The organism is Paenibacillus harenae (genome assembly GCF_030812415.1).
In the GTDB taxonomy this organism is placed as follows: domain Bacteria; phylum Bacillota; class Bacilli; order Paenibacillales; family Paenibacillaceae; genus Pristimantibacillus; species Pristimantibacillus harenae_A.
Genome location: NZ_JAUSST010000002.1, coordinates 1,045,874 through 1,058,818, shown reverse-complemented (window position 1 = coordinate 1,058,818; position 12,945 = coordinate 1,045,874). Strand labels below are relative to the sequence as shown.

The following is a 12,945-nucleotide window of genomic DNA, read 5'->3' as shown; positions in this document are numbered from 1 at the left end:
CCCCTCCTAAGCCGCTTAAAGAAAAAATCCCCCTACACCTTACAGGCTATAGTGGGACATTCGCTTGCTTGCTCATCTTTGCTATCGATTGGCACAATAGGCCACGACCTCGTCATAGGACAAGCTGCCACCGAAAATGTCAAGCGCGCTGCCGATCGTCAGATCGATCTTGCCTGCCGACAGCGCAGCGAACAGTTCCAGATCGGCGAGCGATCTGACGCCGCCGGCATAAGTCGTCGCGATCGTCACCCACTCGGCAAGCGACTTCACCAAGCTTTGCTGGAAGCCTTGTTGTTTGCCCTCGACATCAACCGCATGAATCAGAAACTCATCGCAATATTGCTCCAAATAGGCGATATTGTCTTGATTCACCTCGAAGTCGGTGAACTGCTTCCATTGATTGCTGACGACATACCACTTTCCGTCCTTTTCCTTGCAGCTCAGATCGATCACGAGACGATCCTTGCCGACTGCCGCGATCATTTTGTCCAAGTTGATCTTATCCAACTTTCCGTCGCGGAAGATGTACGAGGTCACGATGACATGCGATGCGCCTTGATCCAAGTAATGCTGCGCATTCTCTGCGTTGATGCCGCCGCCAATCTGCATCCCGTTCGGATACTCGTTCAAGGCGCGTATGGCCGCTTCCGTATTGCCGCCTCCTAGCATTATGACGTGGCCGCCGGTCAGCTTGTCCCGCTTGAACAAAGAAGCGTAATAGGCCGAGTCATGGGTCGAAACAAAGTTCTCAATGATGCCTTCCTGGTCGGCATGAAGCGTTTCCCCTACAATCTGCTTTACTTTGCCGTCATGAAGATCGATGCATGGCTTAAATTTCAAGAGCTGTCTCCACCATTTCCTGTATGTAGTCTTGTCGCCTAGTCGGCATAACCGTTTTGCTTCATTTTACTTCAGAACGCGCATATTGGAAAGAATCAACCTCGTATTCAGTCAAGACGATCCTTCCATGTATCGTACCATCGCGGCATCATACGCGTGAATTGATCATGATCCTCGATCACCCGTTCGACCTTAGCCATCATAATGGACAGTTCGTCCGGTTTCACCTTCATAATCCATGCGATCGAAGAAATCGTACACATCGCGACATAGAGCGCGTACAACTGCCAGAAGCGTTCACTCGGATCGTTCCTATGATGGTAGCCTCTGATCTGGCCGATGGAGAACGGTACGCTCACTTCTGCACTGAAGAAACCCGTCTTCAAAAACTCATGCACGGGATCGCCCCAATCCATCCGATTGAAGTCGATAACGCCTGCGAAAGCATGGTTTCGCACAATTAAATTAGCCGTATGGTAATCATCATGTTGGAACAGGTTTGGACGATTCTTCATTAGATGGAGATGCTCCTCGATGAATGCCAATATCCTTGAGTCTCCCGCGATGCGTACTCCGCACTGTTTGTATTGCTCCACATAATTGCGATATTTGGCAAGCTTCCGCTTATACCAGTCTTCCATCCGCTTATCTGCCGTCAACTGATGAATGAGCCGCAGTTGGCTTCCCGCTTCAAGTCCGATCTGGTATTGCTCCTCCTCTGGATAGCGAGGCAGCATGTCGGAAGCGTCGTCGCCCTCAACATAAGTCATCACCATATAGCCAAGCTCGACACCTGTCAGACGTCCGATCTCTATTGCATATGAGCATTTTACGCCAAGCGATTCCAACTGCTTCAACACATCGTATTCGGCTTGCTTCTGCTCCATATCATTAAGCCCGAAGCACTTAAGCAAATAACTTTTATCATGCTTTCCAACGACGAACTTCATATCGCCCGAATATCCTTTATGGATTTGGTCGATTGCGGTATACCCCTGCAAACTGTGTATATCACGCTTTATCCATTCATGAACCTGGCTCGCATGCATGGCATTCCCCCCTAATTGCCCAACATGGACTCAAATATGTCGCATAGATCATTAATGTCATTAATTCTTGCGAGTCGATTGATCCAATCCGACGGCACTTCGCCATGTCCGTAATAGAGACCAGCCAACCCGCCCGTTACGGCGCCTGTGGTATCCGTGTCCTCGCCTAAATTGATCGCTTTCAGAACCGCTTCCTTATAGCTGCCAGTCGTAAGCAAGCTCCAGACCGCCGCTTCCAGCGTATGAATGACGTAACCGCTGGACTCGATATCGTTTTCATTCAACGAGCGGAAATCGACGTACAACAGACGTTCGAAATGTTTCAGGTGGAGATCATTTGAATAGTGTGCCAGAATTACGGCTCTCGTTCTTGCAAGCGCGTCGTCCAGAGAAAGCCCCTCAAGCAAGTAGACGGCCATCTCCACATAATAAATACACGCTATTATCGAGATTGGATGCCGATGCGTGATCGAGGATACGTCAGCGACCGCCCTCATCCTCTCTTCCAAAACAGCATTCTGCATGAAATAGGCCATTGGCAGTATGCGCATCAGCGAACCGTTTCCGTTGGAGGAAATGTCATTGCCTCCGGCAAGCTCCGGTCTCATCTTCTTTGTCCTTGCTCGGTATTATCGCCAATCGTGTGGCATTGCCAATATCGAATACTTCCCCGTATGGCGTCCAATAGGCTTCGTACAACCAATTCGCGAAGCGATCGGATAGATCGTAGAGATCAACCTTTTTCCGATCCGCCAGGCTCTCCATCAGGCAGAAAGTCATCGTGCTATCGTCCGACCATGAGCCGGGAGGCAGATTATAGGTTCCATAACCAATCATATCAACGACTGGATTTTTCGTTATCGCATCGCGACTCCTGAATTCAACGGGCACGCCAAGTGCATCGCCAAGGCATAATCCGATAATGCCATCCTTTACTCTGCTCATCGCAAAAGGCCTCCTTCCGGAGTAATGGTATATTTACAGCTCGACAGGCAACCCTTGTTCATACATGTAAAGGGCGTTCGTATGACGCTCCAGCACATCCATCGTCTTGGCGCTTGGCGTTGCGAATATGACAGGGTAGTCAATCTCCCCGTATTGCGGCCGGATCGGAAACGCCAACTTCTCCTCGTCCAAGCTGAATTCCGCTTGAATGCCTTCCTTGTTCCCTCTCGCATCCAGCCGAAACCAACGTCCATAGCTGCGCAAATATACCGCATTCAGCGCATGGATGCAGTAGCCCGTATCCGGCGTATCCCCCAAAGTGAGCTTCTGATAACAAAAACCCGTCGGAATCTGAACGGCTCGCAGCAGCGCCGCTAGCAGATTGGATTTCGCATAGCAGATACCTTCCTTGAATCTAAGAACCTCGGAAGCCGTTTTCGTTATGCGCTCGCTCTGGATGTCCCAGGTATGAGAGATTTCGTCGCGAACGAACCGGAAAGCCGCTTCGGCCATTTCAGTTTCATTCATATTCGGTTTATAGAGCCGTTTGAGCAGCAGCTGTATTTCGTGATGGCTGTAATCAACCTCCCCCAGCTCCGCCAAATAATTCGCCATATGATTCGATTCGGCAATTAGCTTCAACGATTCACATCCTCTCTTTTTCATTATGGAACATCATCACCTTATTCATAGCCTCCTCGAATAGCAGGAAGCTTTTTATACGCATCATTCGATTCAATCATTCCAATTATTAATTGCGTAAGCTTGCGCATTTGCTCGGCTTTCTTATCGTCGCCGAACACGCCTCTCCAATCAACGAGAAGCGGCTTCCCCTCCCATTGAATGTCGAATTGATAGCCGCTCGAAGGCTCCATTATATTGCCTTCATTCGTTCCTCTATAAGATTCGATATCCATCTGCTCCATTTGTTTGCGAATATCATTCATTTGCTGTTCCGAGAGCGTCAGATCCGTCGTTACGACTCCATCCATCACTAGATCCTTCGTAAACGTATTTTCATGCGTATTCAGCTCGTTCTTGTACATGACACCGTATTTCATCACAAACTCAAAGGGGTCGCCTTGGAGATTGTTCGCGCAGCCATTTAACATTAATGCTAAAATGATGAGAGCAGCTAATTTACAGTACGCAAAAGCCTTTGGTCGTCTCATCGTGCATGAGCCAAACAAACATCGACGGACTTTTCTAACGCTGCAATAACTTCCTCGAAGGTTAATAGCTCAAGCTGCTGCTCCTTAGCCTCGTCTTTTCTTTCGAAATCGGAGATCAAATCATCCAATAACGTTGGAAGCATACGGTACTCGATCTCGTCAATGGCTACAGGTACAACCTCCATCGGCCGCAGCGCTAGGCCGTAATGGTCAATGAGCTTCCCATTCAACCGCCAGAAATCCCGATAGTAGCTTTCTTGAGCACGCTTCTTATCCGGCTGCGGCAGCCGCTTGACTTTCGGATCATAAATGTCCTCCACCCATACCCAATCCTGTATCAGATGAAAGTAATAGCCGAGATAAAAGGGATGCCGATGTTCCGACATGTATTTATGTTTGAATGCTTCATAGTCCGAAGTTACGATGCCGTCTTCATCGGTTCGAAGAAAATGAGATTCGTTCTTCGGCACGCCCAAAGGTTTGTTTGCATCAGGGGCGATACCGCCCAGTAGAAACTGAGGATCGTTTATATCTAATCGCTCGCTTAACATCGACTGTATACAGTAATGCATCACTCTTGATCCCATGCCGCTTCCTCCTAATGAAATCCTTAATCCTTAATAGGAATGTAGACATTTACTTGATCGGGCCACCGCGGCGATTCCATATTGTAGATTTCCAGGGCCAAAGCTTTCGAGTCATTCTGAAGTCCTTGTTCGTTCAGATAGCGATGAAGCACCTCGTACGGATCCAGCTCCGTCCTAACCTTCGCATATGTATGGGCAGGAATGCTGAAGCCAATCATCCCCTCCGGAATATGTTCGAGCGTACTTACTTCCAGGCAGTAAAAATAGGTAAACAACGTTTCCGAATTGAAATGGGGACACACATACTGAACCGGATTAACAGCATGCTTAATCTCAAATCTTCGGGCCATGAATTGCTGCTTAAGCGTTTCGACCCGGTTCGAATCATGCCCTTCGAACGAAGAGGTTATCGACAAACCGACAAAATATTGTGCATCGAGCTTTACGAGTTCCACTTGACTTCCGTTCATTCGAAAACCCTCCGTTTATTCGCAAAAGATATTCACTTACGCGACCCCGATTATGCCGATGCTAGGTTCGGCCGATACATTTTCCAATAGCGGATCTATCGTCCAACAGGCTGCTAGACGAAGAACGTCTTGTTCGTCTGAAGGGTGGTCGAGCAACCCGAGCTCTAACTCATCTGCCGTCGGTTCACCGTCATCGACGAGTGTCTCTTCGCTCTCTCCCAAATAACCATAGGCTCTGACGATCGAACCGTTCGCTGCATGAGCCCAAGCTTGATAACCTACGATCCGATGTGTTCCGAAGTAATAGGCAGCTCCATATACAGTGCTTAAGGATTGCAGCCTGCTGTATGTATGAGGCTGCTCGTTTGCGCTAATTCCAGGCATTGATGCATTCGCGATCAACGTCCATCCGTCGATTGGCGGCGTTACGAAATAATACCCCTCGTATGCGCCTCTTACGCCGCTGCTCCAATTGGCTGGCTGAATATCGTTCAGCATGAGTTGCGCTGCGACGCCTTCCGTATCCTTCGTCCTGACCGCGTACCATTGCATCTTGTAGCCGAATCCTAGCGGCAGGTCCGGCGTTGCATCGAAGTTCAAAGCCGGCCTTGCATTCAACGGTTTAACACCGCGTCCGCCTCTCAAGAATGGAATAAACCACTTCTTCAGCAATCTCCTATCGTCTCCTTTATTCGCTTGTTCTCATGTCTACTTAGGAGCATGACACTTCTTTTCACAATGGCTTAACGAAGCGGTAGCCCGTTGTCTGAAAACCTAGATTTCGATAAAAAGCATGCGCTCGCTCGCGTTCAGGCTTCATCCCGCTCGTCAAATACAGTGCGTTAGCTCCCTGTTCTTTTGCCCGCTGCTCGGTATAGGCAATCAACTGCTTGCCTACGCCTTGGCCTTGATATTCGTTCTTCGTTACGAGGACGTTAATATGTACGACAAATCCATCGGCTTCATAATAATACATTTTGCGAAATCCAATCATGCCTACGACTTTGTCTTCGATGGTCGCAACGAGCGTCTCATTTTCGTTTGCTTCCCCTAAACGCTCGAGTCTCGCCTTCATCTGTTCAGCGTTAGTCGGATAACCAAGGTCCAGCATCAAAGCCGCCATCGCTTCCATATCTTCCGGTCGATAACCGCGAATTAGAATCATATCGATAAATCACCCCATGCATGCATTTATCTATTCTTCAACCGTTGTTTCAATAGGATGCGAATAATGCGCGATCAATTCGTCATCCTTATAAATCGTACAATGCTCATAACAATCCGGATCTTCCAAAATGCTAGGAAGGAACAACGGAATGTTCGCAGCCACCCCTTCATTGCTTGGGTGCATGATCCAATCGATCGTTTTCCAATCCAATATTCCCTCGTCCGTCTTAATCGGAGTCTCGTACGCATACCCTTCATGCAACTCGGCTACATACGTGTACATCCCGCCATACTCGCCGGCCATCTCGGACTTCCATGAAATAATGCCTTTGAAATGAAGAGAGAGCGGAGCAATACCCGTCTCCTCCTCCAACTCGCGCAGCATCGACTCCCGAGGCGACTCGCCTTGCTCGATTTTGCCGCCGATACCGTTCCAGCAGCCCATCCAAGCCGACTTCTCCCGGTTAAGCAGCAATATTTCGTTCCCTCTCTTAATGAAGCATAGGGTGTATGCCAACATAGATGTTCAACCTGACCTTTCGTTCGAGCATTTATCTTTTGTTGATGATATTTCGAATTTCACTGAGATGAATAAGGGTTGGCTCACCCTTTTCCAATCGCTCGTCCCAAGGCTCGTCGCCCCGAAACCAAACGGAACGCAGCCCTGCCCGGCGCGCCCCTAATACGTCATTAACGGGATGGTCGCCCACGTAAATGGCATCGGACGGCTTGACACCGAGCCTTTGCAAAGCGACAGCGAAGATCGCCGGATCAGGCTTTTTCACCTGAACCTCGTCCGATACGATGATCGCGTCAAAATAATCCCTTATACCGGCAAAATCAATCTTCGCGTTCTGAGAATGAGCCGAGCCGTTCGTAATGAGTCCAAGCTTCAATCCCTTGCTCCGCACGAGACTCAGCGTATCGACGGCCCCGTCCATTAATACGGTGCAACGGTAAAACTCCGAGAACCAATAGGAAAGCAGCGACTCCGGCGTCACGCCTTCCTTCCAGCGGTAGGTAGTATGCAACTCCGAATAGAGCTCTCTTTTGCCTCGATACCCATCCCGATCCGCCATACGGATCTCATCTATAATAAGAGATTTGTCCGCTTCGCGATCGACTATCATATAGTTGTCTATTAACCGTTCTGTGAATCTGCGAAATGCAAGTCTGCGATTCAATAACGTATTGTCCAAATCAAATAAAACGGCTTCCATGCTCATCGATTAACCTCCAAAGCTTGATGTTCAGAAAAATCGAATATGTTTTAACTGCGTTTTGATCCGGTCTGCCTTCTTGCTCCAGCCGCTCCGATGATCCGGCAGCAATGAGATACTAGCTCGTTCGGCAATAAACGCTACATTATCCTCGATGGACCGATTATCGGTATCCACATGCCATCCGAAGCGTTCATCGGCAAGTGCGTTTATGCACCGTTCAGTTTGCCGGGCAGCCCATGAATGCCGGCCTTCCCCTCTTTTTCTCAATCGGTTATGAATAACCGTCTTCGAAGCGCATAACGAGAAATGGTGCACACTCGTTCCGTCTTCTCGTAGTCTTCCAACGATTTCATCGAAATAAAGAGGATCGACTAGCGTCATCGGAACGATCAAGAGACCGTCGTACTCTCGGTCCAGATACCTCAGCATCGAATAATTATGCTCGCGCCAAAGCCCATAATCCTGGAAGTCGCTTTTGCCGAGCTCTTTCGGTACGTTTTTGCGAAGAAAATAACCGACATTTTCCGGATCGTACACATAGGCATGCTCCACCCTGCGATGCAGCTCGTAAGCCGTCTGCGTCTTGCCAGATCCGAAAGCGCCGTTAATCCAAATAATCAAAATAGCCACCTCGCTGCAACTTTATTTTACCACAACCGAAAGAATAACTTTACAGTGTTATAACGTAAAGTAGATCTTTCGGATTGGAGAAAGCTTAGCCTGCTTCGCCCAGCAGCGTCGTTCCCGCATCCTGCAAGCCGATCCATTCCTCCGAACCGTCGCCGGTCAGATGCGCGTAATCGGCATACACCTCCATTAGAAGCTGTTGGCCGTAATAATAGAATGTAAAAATTTCTAGCCGTTCTCCAGCCTGATCAGGCGCACCTTTTAACAGCTCTCCTTCTGCCAGTGGCGCAACGCGTGACTGTACACGGAATGGAGCAAATTGCACATAGCTCTCTCCTCGCTTAACCGCGCCGCTCGAAGCCATTTTGGATACTAAACCATCATGCTTCAGGAAGGCTGGCTTAGGCATGAAAGCAACGCCCAGCTGATGGACGCTGCCATCCACCTCGAAATAAAGCTCATTCGCTGCTGCCTGTATGACACCGCGATGAACAACTTGAACGCTATAAACCTCGCCTTGTTTTTGCAACTCATATACATATGTGCCAACATCCGACTGATAACCGCTTGGAAAGTCCGTTTCGCCAACCGACTCTAAATGGAGCAGTGCACCTATATTCGCAAGAAAAACCGGATCTGTGATTGTCCTTGCTTCGGCATCGCCGACAAACCTCCTGACAACGACTTTATCCCATTTCGTATCCGCATTCAGCATCCGAAGCCATTCATATTGCCGTTTCGTCCGATCCAGCAATGAACGACCTTCAGATATGGAAGCCGTTCTCATAGCCAACAGATGTTGCAGCTCGCCTATCGTACGATCCTTCTCAACCATTTTTTTCTCATAGTGCTGAACATTCGAACAACTCGCATACACGATGATTAAACAGAGCAACACAAATCCGCTCATCCGATAATGACGTGTTTTCATCGACGACATCCTTCCCGTAACACGGTTTATGCGGTTCATGCTGCGACCCGTTACCCATATAGACTTCAGCAGTGAATGATTGGTTGCACTTATATCCAAATAAATCCATCTGAAAAACGCAAAAAAGCCACGACTGCCTTTTACAGACAATCATGACTTTCCACATGCTTTTTCCCTAATAAACGGCCGATTGCAGTCCCAGCTCCGACAGCTCGAGTTCGAACCGCTTCACAAGCTCGGCCTTAGGCCCATCCTCAAGGAAAGCGGCTTTCACTCCGTTCATGACAAGCGCTGCAATGTCGTTCAGGGTCAGCCCGCAATATTCCATCAGCGCCGTATATTCCTTCGTAATCGTCGTATCCGACACTGTCATATTATCGGTATTGACAGTGACGATGATGCCTTCCTCGATATATTTCCGTAACGGATACGAAGTCCAACCCTCTACTGCCTTCGTTTGGATGTTGCTGATCGGACACATCTCCAGGGGAATTTTTTTAGCTTTGACGAGCTCGATGACGGCCGGGTCCTCCTCCATTCGCACGCCATGGCCGATTCGCATGGCGCCAAGCTCCTCCACTGCCGCTCGTACATTGAATGCGCCGGCCGCCTCCCCTGCATGAATCGTAATCGGCAGCTTCAGCGCCTTCGCCCGCTCGAAGAGAGGCGCAAATTGATGAGCAGGATAGGAAGCTTCATCTCCCGCAAGATCAACCGCAACGACCCCCTTCGCATAGAAGATCGACGCTGCCTCGATCGCCTCGATATTTTGTTCGAAGGAATGGTTGCGCATGCAGATAACGATAGCCCTTGCTACGGTTCCGAATTGCTCTTCCCCGCTTCTTAATCCATTAATCGTATGGCGTATCGCATCTTCGATCGACAAGCCTTGATGCGTATGCAGCCAAGGGGCGAAACGAACCTCCATATAACGGACTTGCTGCTCCGCCGCTTGCTCTACCAGCTCGTAAGCAATTCTTTCGATTGCTTCCGCTGTCTGCATATAGGGCAGGACAAAGCTGAACTTGCTCAAATATTGCGTCAAGCTCGTCGTATCCGGATCGGCTTGCATAAGGGATAACAGCTCATCATCGCTCTCCGGCAGCGACGAATCGGCACGCGATTCCGCTAGCTCGCGAATCGTGGATGCCTTCACGCTGCCATCGAGATGGACATGCAGTTCAACCTTAGGCATTATGTGCAGAACGTCATTCATCGATTTGTTGATCATCATGGCATCCCCCCTTTATTGCTCTATTCATAGACATCGAGAGCGGCTATTATACGCGAGCTTGCCGCTACTCCTGCAAATCGGCCATCAACTTCCGCGATACGTGCTGAAACCGCCGGGGGCGACAAGAAGCGGGACATGATAATGACCTGATTCGTCTGCAACCTCGAAGCGGATCGGAATGCGATCGAATATCGGATCAGATACCTGCGACAGATAAGGAGCGCTGCGGAAGTAATCGCCGGCCATGAACAGCAGCTCATAAGTACCGCGCTTTAATGACTCGCCCTCCAGCAGCGGTTCATCAACGCGGCCGTCGCTGTTTGTCGAGAAAGTCCCGATAAGGATCGGCGAGTATCCGTCCGTTTCCCCATCGCCTAAGTAAGTTAGTGTAATCGCAATGCCCTCCGCCGGCTTGCCGCCAGCCGTATCCAGCACATGCGTCGAAATACGTCCGCCCATCTATGTTTCGCTCCTTTGTTCTTGTAGATCGTCCCGTGTCATCGTGAAGCCTTGGAAGCCGTATGGCGGCCGCGGCTCGGTATATACGCCTGCCGAATCCGGCGCAGCCGGCTCGACGACCGTCTCCCAGGTACGATTGTTCGATTCGAATCGAACCTCGGCCAATTGCGGGAACAGCTTCAAAATGCGATGGCCCATTTTATATATTAAATGCTGGATCGACGGCGTATTGGCTTCATGAAACACCGTAAGAGCGATATCATGCACTTGCTCCGCCGGCACGTACCGGCCGCGATCGCCGTTAATCGCATTCGAGGCATCCTCGTAGGTCCAGCTGATCGACAGAAATATAAATAAGGGCCTGTCGAAGCTCTCGGGCAGCGTCGTGTACTCATCTCGGACGAAGCCGAAAAAGGAGCTGCCATGCACTTTAATAAGCTGAATGTGCGACAATGCGCTCTCGTGAAATACAAGCTCCGTCGAATCGCCTATGCGCTGCCACGTCATCGTCGCACTCCCATGCTCATTGCGGGAACGTCGATACACGACCTCGCTCGGAGCGAAGCCTCCTTCTCCGCCGCTAACAACGACTGCGTCGAACGGAATCCGATCGGCGCTAATCTCAACAGCATCCAAGTGCGGATAACGCTCCAGAAACTTCTCGCTAATGAAAGCGAGCAGCCCCTCGGTTGTATTGCCCTCGTATTCGGCAGTCTGCCGAAGAATGAAATTTTTCATGGAATCCGTCGCTACGACAAGCGCGTTATCCCCTTCCGTAAAGGAGGGGAGCAGAGATTCGCCGCTTACGGAGAACTTGATATTATGCGCGAAAATTACGTTGCTGCAGCCCGTATACGTCGATTCGGGAATAGCGCTTACGGCTAGCGGAGAAGCGAATGTACGATAGCTCAGCACATCCCCTTTGCCATAATAGAGCGTTCTGCCGCCTCGAAGCTTCAACATCGTCATCCGTCCCTTCTCTAGCCCGTAATGAGATCCTGAATGCGAAATTTCGTGATTTTCTCGATTTCCGACAGCGCCTGCGTCGTCTCCTCTTGCAAGCTATTAAGAATACGCGACTCCATTGCCGCTAGTATATCTTCTTTCGTCTTGCCGCGAACGGCCAGGATGAACGGAAAGCCGAATTGCTCCACGTACTTGCGGTTCATTTCCGAGAACGCCTCGTACTCCTCGCTAGTAAGCTGGTTAAGGCCTGCACCTTGCTGCTCTTTGGCCGAATACGGCGCTACCGCAAGCCGCGTACCCAAATCAGGGTGAGCGCGGAACAGCTCGATGAGCTGATCTTTCGACGCTTCTCTTACGACGTTAGCCATCGCTTCATGCAGCGCTTCAACGGAAGCGAAAGGCCGCTGTTCCCATGCCGCATTCGTAATCCATGGGGAATGCTCGAATATTTCTCCGAGCTCCGCCACGAAGGCTTGTCGGTCCAGTTCATTCATTTCATTCATCGTTGTCATAGCCAGTACCCCTCATGAACGGCAATGACGGACGATTCCACCTCAGGAATCGGTCCGATTACCCGAATTGGTTTGTTTCCTTGCGCAAAAACAACTCGACACGGAAGAATCATGTCGCCTTACGGTTAACGAGTAGGGCGCCAGATGGCGTATTACCAGCGCCGCGAGGCATAGCGGAGAGCTCGACGCATCTCTGTAAATAAGGAATATGAACGACAGGATTGCTTATATTCGTTTCTTCGGAAGGAAGTTGTAGTTGTTTCATGACGGTTGACGTCTCCTTTCGGCTGCAAGCCTCACCGCTCTCCAAATGCCGCCATAACCCGTACAACGGCATATATTGCCCGAGAGCGCTTCGGCTATCTCATCGTCGTTCGGTTCGGGATTGCCGTCCAATAAGGCTTTGACCGATATAATCATGCCTGGCGTGCAGTACCCGCATTGGAAGCCGCCTTCCTCCAAAAAAGCTTGCTGGATCGGATCGATGCCGCCCGCCGATACGCCTTCTACGGTATCGATCGACTTGCCTTCGCACTGATAAGCCATCGTCAGGCAGGAGTTGACGGCCTTGCCGTCAATAAGCACCATGCAAGCGCCGCAGCGCCCAATCTCGCATGATCGCTTCGTGCCGGTCAGCTCCAGATCGTCCCGCAAGATGGAGAGCAGCTTTCTCGCCGGCGCTGTTTCCATTTCAGTTTCTTTGCCGTTAAGCGTGCAAGACAGCTTATAAGCTGTCGATGCGTCTGCAGCTTTATCCCCCATA

At 50.0% G+C, this 12,945-nt stretch carries 20 protein-coding genes; all 20 read right to left on the bottom strand.

Annotation, left to right across the window (positions count from 1 at the left end; all coding sequences use genetic code 11):
- Positions 1-81: 81 nt before the first annotated feature.
- The gene (hisA, locus tag J2T14_RS09790; protein WP_307470267.1) at positions 82-840 is read right to left on the bottom strand and encodes a phosphoribosylformimino-5-aminoimidazole carboxamide ribotide isomerase; all 759 of its coding nucleotides are present in this window, start codon (positions 838-840) and stop codon (positions 82-84) included.
- A gap of 107 nt (positions 841-947) precedes the next feature.
- Positions 948-1,889, bottom strand: a complete 942-nt coding sequence (locus J2T14_RS09785) for an aminoglycoside phosphotransferase family protein (RefSeq protein ID WP_307470265.1) — start codon at positions 1,887-1,889, stop codon at positions 948-950.
- Between the two features lie 11 nt (positions 1,890-1,900).
- On the bottom strand, positions 1,901-2,497 hold the full coding sequence (locus J2T14_RS09780) for an ADP-ribosylglycohydrolase family protein (protein ID WP_307470263.1): 597 nt from the start codon (positions 2,495-2,497) through the stop codon (positions 1,901-1,903).
- Positions 2,469-2,834, bottom strand: a complete 366-nt coding sequence (locus J2T14_RS09775) for an ADP-ribosylglycohydrolase family protein (protein ID WP_307470261.1) — start codon at positions 2,832-2,834, stop codon at positions 2,469-2,471. Before J2T14_RS09775 ends, J2T14_RS09780 begins: the two co-directional genes overlap by 29 nt.
- A gap of 33 nt (positions 2,835-2,867) precedes the next feature.
- Positions 2,868-3,476: a transglutaminase-like domain-containing protein gene (locus J2T14_RS09770; RefSeq protein ID WP_307470259.1), complete on the bottom strand. Its 609-nt coding sequence runs from the start codon at positions 3,474-3,476 to the stop codon at positions 2,868-2,870.
- A 41-nt stretch (positions 3,477-3,517) separates the two neighbouring features.
- The gene (locus J2T14_RS09765) at positions 3,518-3,898 is read right to left on the bottom strand and encodes a hypothetical protein (RefSeq protein WP_307470257.1); all 381 of its coding nucleotides are present in this window, start codon (positions 3,896-3,898) and stop codon (positions 3,518-3,520) included.
- Positions 3,899-4,002: 104 nt separating this feature from the next.
- Positions 4,003-4,593, bottom strand: a complete 591-nt coding sequence (locus J2T14_RS09760) for a hypothetical protein (RefSeq protein WP_307470255.1) — start codon at positions 4,591-4,593, stop codon at positions 4,003-4,005.
- A gap of 23 nt (positions 4,594-4,616) precedes the next feature.
- The gene (locus tag J2T14_RS09755; protein WP_307208322.1) at positions 4,617-5,063 is read right to left on the bottom strand and encodes a GyrI-like domain-containing protein; all 447 of its coding nucleotides are present in this window, start codon (positions 5,061-5,063) and stop codon (positions 4,617-4,619) included.
- A gap of 36 nt (positions 5,064-5,099) precedes the next feature.
- Positions 5,100-5,735, bottom strand: a complete 636-nt coding sequence (locus J2T14_RS09750) for a hypothetical protein (RefSeq protein WP_307470253.1) — start codon at positions 5,733-5,735, stop codon at positions 5,100-5,102.
- A 61-nt stretch (positions 5,736-5,796) separates the two neighbouring features.
- Positions 5,797-6,228: a GNAT family N-acetyltransferase gene (locus tag J2T14_RS09745; protein ID WP_307470251.1), complete on the bottom strand. Its 432-nt coding sequence runs from the start codon at positions 6,226-6,228 to the stop codon at positions 5,797-5,799.
- A 30-nt stretch (positions 6,229-6,258) separates the two neighbouring features.
- Positions 6,259-6,750, bottom strand: coding sequence for an NUDIX hydrolase (locus J2T14_RS09740; protein ID WP_307470249.1), 492 nt, complete (start codon positions 6,748-6,750; stop codon positions 6,259-6,261).
- A 31-nt stretch (positions 6,751-6,781) separates the two neighbouring features.
- Positions 6,782-7,456, bottom strand: coding sequence for an HAD family hydrolase (locus J2T14_RS09735; protein WP_307470247.1), 675 nt, complete (start codon positions 7,454-7,456; stop codon positions 6,782-6,784).
- Between the two features lie 24 nt (positions 7,457-7,480).
- Positions 7,481-8,074, bottom strand: a complete 594-nt coding sequence (locus tag J2T14_RS09730) for an AAA family ATPase (protein WP_307470245.1) — start codon at positions 8,072-8,074, stop codon at positions 7,481-7,483.
- A gap of 94 nt (positions 8,075-8,168) precedes the next feature.
- Positions 8,169-9,011 carry a hypothetical protein gene (locus J2T14_RS09725; protein ID WP_307470243.1) on the bottom strand — a complete coding sequence of 281 codons (843 nt, stop codon included), beginning with the start codon at positions 9,009-9,011 and terminating at the stop codon, positions 8,169-8,171.
- Positions 9,012-9,186: 175 nt separating this feature from the next.
- Positions 9,187-10,245 carry an adenosine deaminase gene (add, locus tag J2T14_RS09720; RefSeq protein ID WP_307470241.1) on the bottom strand — a complete coding sequence of 353 codons (1,059 nt, stop codon included), beginning with the start codon at positions 10,243-10,245 and terminating at the stop codon, positions 9,187-9,189.
- A gap of 84 nt (positions 10,246-10,329) precedes the next feature.
- Positions 10,330-10,704 (bottom strand): hydroxyisourate hydrolase, encoded by a 375-nt coding sequence (uraH, locus tag J2T14_RS09715; RefSeq protein ID WP_307470239.1) that lies wholly within the window; start codon positions 10,702-10,704, stop codon positions 10,330-10,332.
- A complete protein-coding gene (gene pucL / locus J2T14_RS09710; RefSeq protein ID WP_307470237.1) occupies positions 10,705-11,667 on the bottom strand; it encodes a factor-independent urate hydroxylase in 963 nt (320 codons plus the stop codon).
- Positions 11,668-11,684: 17 nt separating this feature from the next.
- Positions 11,685-12,182: a 2-oxo-4-hydroxy-4-carboxy-5-ureidoimidazoline decarboxylase gene (gene uraD, locus J2T14_RS09705; RefSeq protein ID WP_307470235.1), complete on the bottom strand. Its 498-nt coding sequence runs from the start codon at positions 12,180-12,182 to the stop codon at positions 11,685-11,687.
- A 109-nt stretch (positions 12,183-12,291) separates the two neighbouring features.
- Complete coding sequence (locus J2T14_RS09700; protein ID WP_307470234.1) at positions 12,292-12,447, bottom strand: hypothetical protein; 156 nt, start codon at positions 12,445-12,447, stop codon at positions 12,292-12,294.
- On the bottom strand, positions 12,444-12,944 hold the full coding sequence (locus J2T14_RS09695; RefSeq protein WP_307470232.1) for a (2Fe-2S)-binding protein: 501 nt from the start codon (positions 12,942-12,944) through the stop codon (positions 12,444-12,446). Before J2T14_RS09695 ends, J2T14_RS09700 begins: the two co-directional genes overlap by 4 nt.
- Position 12,945 lies beyond the last annotated feature (1 nt).

Excerpts from the sequence above, each read along its gene's own strand:
- J2T14_RS09760 (WP_307470255.1), bottom strand. The coding sequence starts at position 4,593 with ATGGGATCAAGAGTGATGCATTACTGTATACAGTCGATGTTAAGCGAG.
- J2T14_RS09780 (WP_307470263.1), bottom strand. The coding sequence starts at position 2,497 with ATGAGACCGGAGCTTGCCGGAGGCAATGACATTTCCTCCAACGGAAAC.
- J2T14_RS09700 (WP_307470234.1), bottom strand. The coding sequence starts at position 12,447 with ATGAAACAACTACAACTTCCTTCCGAAGAAACGAATATAAGCAATCCT.
- J2T14_RS09740 (WP_307470249.1), bottom strand. The coding sequence starts at position 6,750 with ATGTTGGCATACACCCTATGCTTCATTAAGAGAGGGAACGAAATATTG.
- J2T14_RS09745 (WP_307470251.1), bottom strand. The coding sequence starts at position 6,228 with ATGATTCTAATTCGCGGTTATCGACCGGAAGATATGGAAGCGATGGCG.
- J2T14_RS09735 (WP_307470247.1), bottom strand. The coding sequence starts at position 7,456 with ATGAGCATGGAAGCCGTTTTATTTGATTTGGACAATACGTTATTGAAT.
- J2T14_RS09775 (WP_307470261.1), bottom strand. The coding sequence starts at position 2,834 with ATGAGCAGAGTAAAGGATGGCATTATCGGATTATGCCTTGGCGATGCA.
- add (WP_307470241.1), bottom strand. The coding sequence starts at position 10,245 with ATGATGATCAACAAATCGATGAATGACGTTCTGCACATAATGCCTAAG.
- J2T14_RS09755 (WP_307208322.1), bottom strand. The coding sequence starts at position 5,063 with ATGAACGGAAGTCAAGTGGAACTCGTAAAGCTCGATGCACAATATTTT.
- uraD (WP_307470235.1), bottom strand. The coding sequence starts at position 12,182 with ATGACAACGATGAATGAAATGAATGAACTGGACCGACAAGCCTTCGTG.
- J2T14_RS09725 (WP_307470243.1), bottom strand. The coding sequence starts at position 9,011 with ATGAAAACACGTCATTATCGGATGAGCGGATTTGTGTTGCTCTGTTTA.
- J2T14_RS09695 (WP_307470232.1), bottom strand. The coding sequence starts at position 12,944 with ATGGGGGATAAAGCTGCAGACGCATCGACAGCTTATAAGCTGTCTTGC.
- J2T14_RS09785 (WP_307470265.1), bottom strand. The coding sequence starts at position 1,889 with ATGCATGCGAGCCAGGTTCATGAATGGATAAAGCGTGATATACACAGT.
- pucL (WP_307470237.1), bottom strand. The coding sequence starts at position 11,667 with ATGTTGAAGCTTCGAGGCGGCAGAACGCTCTATTATGGCAAAGGGGAT.
- uraH (WP_307470239.1), bottom strand. The coding sequence starts at position 10,704 with ATGGGCGGACGTATTTCGACGCATGTGCTGGATACGGCTGGCGGCAAG.